4 protein-coding genes are annotated in these 5,325 nt (G+C 47.8%); 3 read left to right on the forward strand and 1 reads right to left on the reverse strand.

Translation table 11 applies throughout. From position 1 onward, the window contains the following. Positions 1 to 632: carboxy terminal-processing peptidase (locus BZG79_RS13705; protein ID WP_199877895.1), on the forward strand; the 632-nt coding region annotated here is incomplete at its 5' end. A 127-nt stretch (positions 633 to 759) separates the two neighbouring features. Continuing rightward, the gene (locus tag BZG79_RS13710) at positions 760 to 1,416 is read left to right on the forward strand and encodes a hypothetical protein (RefSeq protein WP_077460561.1); all 657 of its coding nucleotides are present in this window, start codon (positions 760 to 762) and stop codon (positions 1,414 to 1,416) included. A 70-nt stretch (positions 1,417 to 1,486) separates the two neighbouring features. Here BZG79_RS13710 and pncB read toward each other — a convergent pair whose 3' ends face one another. Further along, positions 1,487 to 2,575, reverse strand: coding sequence for a nicotinate phosphoribosyltransferase (gene pncB / locus BZG79_RS13715; protein WP_077774680.1), 1,089 nt, complete (start codon positions 2,573 to 2,575; stop codon positions 1,487 to 1,489). A 245-nt stretch (positions 2,576 to 2,820) separates the two neighbouring features. Between pncB and pepN the strand changes: the two genes are divergently transcribed. Next, on the forward strand, positions 2,821 to 5,325 hold a 2,505-nt coding region (pepN, locus tag BZG79_RS13720; RefSeq protein ID WP_077774681.1), incomplete at its 3' end, for an aminopeptidase N.

The raw sequence follows: 5,325 nt of genomic DNA on the forward strand, positions 1-5,325 counted from the left end.
GTAAAGGAACAGTGCAACAGCATCGTTCGCTCAACCATATTTACGATTTGTTCGATAACCCACTGGGTTACGTGCAATATACAATCCAAAAGTTTTATCGCATCAGTGGCGGCAGTACCCAAAATAAAGGTGTCGTACCTGACATTGCGTTTCCATCGCCTGTATCGCCTGATGAAACCGGTGAAAGTATGGAAGACAATGCATTGCCTTGGGATCGTATTGAAAAAGCGGATTATCAGGCACAGTCTTTGCCTGAATCAGTGATTGATACCCTCGCGCAACGTCATCAAGCAAGGATTGCTGACGATCGAGAGTTCGGTTTTATTCGTCAAGATATCGCGCGCTATCAAAAAGAGAAGGACGACAATACCTTGTCTTTAAATGAGAAAGTACGACGTCAAGAGATGGATGACGAAGATGCAGACCGCTTAGCGCGTTTAAATGCACGTCAAGAAGCCATGGGTGAGCCTCGCTTCAAGTCACTCGATGATGTACCTAAAGAGTATGAAGAGCCCGATGCCTACCTAGACGAAGCCGCCAGTATTACGCGAGATCTGGTTAATCTCACGACATCGCTTAACAAGTCATCTCTTAACGAGTCATCTCTTAACGAGTCATCTCTTAACGAGTAGTGCGCCCGAAAAAGACACGACTGTGATCACTACAAGCCTGGGTCATCCGACCTGGGCTTTTTTTCACTCAAAATGAGAACTAGGTCTAATCTTAGTAATAAGGCATCACCATCAGTAGGGGGAAGGTATGCGTTATTTCTACGGGATCACACTTGCCATGTTTATGGCATGGCCAGTGCATAGCGAGGATTTAGGGCGCTTTGACGTGCCTTTGCTGCTGGGGCAATGGTACTGGTTTAGTGAAGCAAGCGAAACATCAACCCCTCATCCTTATAAAGCAATTAATATCTCCTTTAACTCCCACTATGAATTTCGTATCGATATGTTACGTCGTAACGGAAAGCTGGAAACAGCGGCCGGCCAATATAGCGTTACTCAGCAAACACTGAGGCTTTATGATGAGAATGGCACGGATCAGGTACATGCTTATCAACTGAATCATCACCAGTTGCAATTACAGGGGGCTATCTTTACGAAGTTGCTTCCAGACAACCTGAGTGGTTTGTGGCGTTCAAACAGTATTGAAGGTGATGATGTTAGCGAAGACGTAGACGGTGTGTCGCTAAAGTTGCGTCCAGACTTTTTGTTTGCGATGCAAGTAAGAGGCGATAGTGGCCGTTCAGTGACCCATCGAGGCGTCTATTTGGTCGAGGGGGATCACTTAATGTTGATTTACAAAGAAGGGCGTCATTCGTCGCAATACCAACTGGCCGCTGATACTTTGCGATTAACCAATGATGTATTTGGTATGGAAGCGGTATTACAACGGCAACGCCAAGAATAGCAGTGTCAAGAATCGTTCAGCCCGTAAAAGTCGGTTATCGTCACGGCATTTTACGGGCCAAAGCAGTGATTCACGGCGACAAATTAAATGCGGCCTTTAGTGCCGATAAATGCGCCTCATCCTTACAAATCGCCTTGTTCGGTTCATCCGATATTTTGGCAACCGGTTTGCCTTGGCAGCTGGTCAGCTTGATCACCACATTTAGTGTTTTCACATTGGGTAGATCACAAGTCAGTTGTGTGCCAATCCCAAACGACGTACTCGCCTTACCCGCAAAGTGTTGATAAATATGAATGGCTTTAGCCAGTGTCAAGCTATCTGAAAAAACGAGTGTTTTATCTTTGGGATCGATATGGTGGTGGCGATAGTGCGCAATGGCTTTTTCGCCCCAGATGATGGGATCGCCGCTGTCGTGACGTAAGCCACTGAATGCCTGAGATAGAGACGCATCAAGATCGCGCAAAAAGGCATCCATATTGATACAGTCGGTAAGGGCGATCCCAAGACTATTCGGATACTCGCGTAGCCATACATTAAGCGCGAGCTGTTGAGAATCTGCTAGATCGCCCGCCAGTTGTTGGTGGGCTTGAAACCACTCATGCGCTTGTGTGCCAACCGGAGGAAGCCCTAGCTGCTTTGCCAACCAGCAATTCGAGGTCCCCTTTAGCGGTGGATAAACGGCGTGTAAACGCGTGACGATAGCCTGATGGACATCGCGCGAAAAACGACGGCGTGTACCAAAATCAACCAGATGAAAGTCATCCGAGTAGCCATCGGCCGGTAAGTGTGCCAGTTTGTCGTCAAGGCGCGCTAAGGCATCCGCGACTCCCAATTCTGGATAGCAAGCGCGATTGCGTAGCTCACAGATAATCGCAAGCAGTGGCACTTCCCACAGAATAACGTCACACCATGGCCCATCGATATGCACAGCAAGTTGCCCCTCTTCAATGGACACCGTCACCTGTTGAGGGTTGAGCTGGAAGTGCGAGAGGTAGGCGAGAAAATCAGCCTGATACAAATCTAACGAGGAGAGATAATCAATCTCGTCCGCTTGGAAACGGAGTGTCCCCATGTGGTGAATATGGTCGATAAGCTGTTCGCGCAGATAGGCAAGGTTTTCANTTATATTTCCGCATGGATTGGCAGGCTTCGTTGACATTTTGTTGCGCTTTTAACCACTACCGTTTGTTTTTAGTACAGCGATGTGTCTTTGTCTGTCTCCCATTGAGCGGGCGTTAATCCTTTGTCGCCATCGCGTTAAATGTAAACGCAAACATTTGATAACAAACTGTTAAACCTATAGTCATCTTTGCTCAGCCGCGGTATGGTATGGCATGCACATCGTCCTAAAGGCGAATGAATACAATTCGTTGGCTGAGGTACACCCGATAAAAAGGAAATAACATGTCTCAACAACCTACCGCCAAATACCGTGATGACTACCGCGCACCGGACTTTACTATCACGGATATCAATCTTGAGTTCGATCTTGATCCGAATAAGACCCTGGTGACAGCAGTCAGTCAGATAAAACGTCTTAATGAACGCGCGACGGATCTCGTACTCGATGGTGATGATCTGACTCTGGTGCGCCTGGATATTAATGGTGACACCTGGACGGCATACAGCGAAGAAGCGGGTAAATTGATTATTCGCGATGTCCCCGCCGCCTTTACTTTGACCATTCAAACCCAGCTAGATCCGGAGAATAACTCTGCGTTAGAAGGGTTATACATTTCTGGCGGTGCGTATTGTACCCAGTGTGAAGCAGAAGGCTTCCGTCGTATCACCTATTACCTAGACCGTCCTGATGTACTGGCGCGATTTACCACCAAAGTGATTGCGAATAAAGCGACGTACCCTTATTTGCTTAGTAACGGTAATAAAATGGCGGCGGGTGATCTTGATGACGGCCGTCACTGGGTTGAATGGCACGATCCCCATGCTAAACCAAGCTATCTATTCGCCTTGGTGGGCGGTGATTTTGATGTCTTGCGAGACACGTTTGAAACGCGCTCAGGGCGCAATGTCGCGTTAGAAATATTCGTCGATAAAGGCAATTTAGATCGTGCCGACCACGCCATGGTGTCACTGAAAAACGCCATGAAGTGGGACGAAGAGCGATTTGACTTAGAATACGATCTCGATATCTACATGATTGTTGCCGTCGACTTTTTCAATATGGGCGCGATGGAGAACAAAGGCCTAAATATCTTTAACTCCAAGTATGTGCTTGCCAATGCAGAGACGGCAACCGATACCGATTACCTGGGTATTGAAGCGGTGATTGGCCACGAATACTTCCACAATTGGACAGGCAACCGTGTTACCTGTCGGGATTGGTTTCAACTTAGCCTCAAAGAAGGGTTAACGGTTTTCCGTGATCAAGAGTTCTCCTCTGACTTGGGGTCGCGCTCCGTCAACCGCATCAGCAATGCACGCATCGTGCGTGGCCCGCAATTTGCTGAAGATGCAAGCCCCATGTCTCATCCAATCCGCCCTGAAAAGGTGATTGAGATGAATAACTTCTACACCCTAACTGTGTACGAAAAGGGTAGTGAAGTCATTCGTATGATGCACACCATTCTCGGTGAATCTGCTTTCCAAAAAGGGATGAAGCTGTATTTTGAACGCCATGATGGTACCGCATCGACCTGTGATGATTTCGTCCAAGCGATGGAAGAGGCATCAGGCATTGATCTTACCCAGTTCCGTCTGTGGTATAGCCAGTCAGGTACACCGGTGCTGACCGTTTCATCCACCTATGATGCGGCTACCAAGCAACTGGCGCTGCATGTGACACAGCACACGCCGGCGACGGCTGATCAGCAAGAAAAGCAGCCGCTGTATATTCCGCTCGATATCGAAATGTACCGTCAAGATGGCAGTGTGATTGAGTTACAGCGTCACGGAGAGTCGGTTTCTAACGTATTGGCGGTCACACAAGCAGAGCAAACCTATCTGTTTGATCATGTCGATGAGCAACCGGTCCTATCGCTACTACGCGAATTCTCAGCACCGGTTAAACTCGAATATGATTATCAGGACGATGAGTTGGCGTTCTTATTGCAGCACGCTCGGAATGACTTTGCGCGCTGGGATGCGGGCCAAAGCTTACTGGCTAAGCATATCAAAGCGAATGTAGCGCGTGTGCAAGATGACCAACCGATCGATGTGCCCTTATCCGTAGTTGATGCCTTCCGTGGTGTGTTGCTGAGTGACAATACCGATCCTGCCTTGATTGCTGAAGTGCTCAATTTACCTTCAGAGACAGAGGTAGCAGGTTGGTTTGAAACGGTCGACGTGGATGCTATTCACCAAGTGATGGCAGCGTTTAAACAGCAGTTTGCTGATCATATGGTGGATGAGCTTGCTGCTGTGTATCGTCAGTATGCACAAACGGATTATCAAATCACACACAAAGCGATGGGTGAGCGTGCCTTGCGTAATGCCTGTTTGAGTTACTTGGCCCATACAGAAAATGGCAATGGCTATGTTGAGCAGCATTATCAAGAAGCGCACAATATGACAGATACTATGGCAGCCCTGAGCGCAGCAAACAGTGCACAATTGCCTTGCCGAGAGCCGCTGATGAAAGGCTTCAGTGATCAGTGGCAGCATGATGGGTTGGTAATGGATAAATGGTTTATGCTGCAAGGCGCCAATCCAGCCGATAATGCGTTAGAGCAAGTAAAAGCGCAAATGTCGCACCCAGCATTTACGTTGAAAAACCCTAACCGTATACGGAGTTTAATTGGTGCATTTTGTAATCGTAACCCGGCACGTTTTCATGCTAAAGATGGTGCAGGGTATCGATTCTTAAAAGAGATCTTGGTGACGTTAAACCAGTCTAACCCGCAAGTGGCGTCGCGCTTGATTGATCCACTATTGAAACTGGCGTATTACGAC

Source organism: Salinivibrio sp. MA427, from assembly GCF_001996115.1.
Lineage (GTDB): Bacteria > Pseudomonadota > Gammaproteobacteria > Enterobacterales > Vibrionaceae > Salinivibrio > Salinivibrio costicola.

Bases quoted from the DNA above. Each gene is read 5' to 3' on its own strand.
- BZG79_RS13710 (WP_077460561.1), top strand. From the start codon at position 760: ATGCGTTATTTCTACGGGATCACACTTGCCATGTTTATGGCATGGCCA.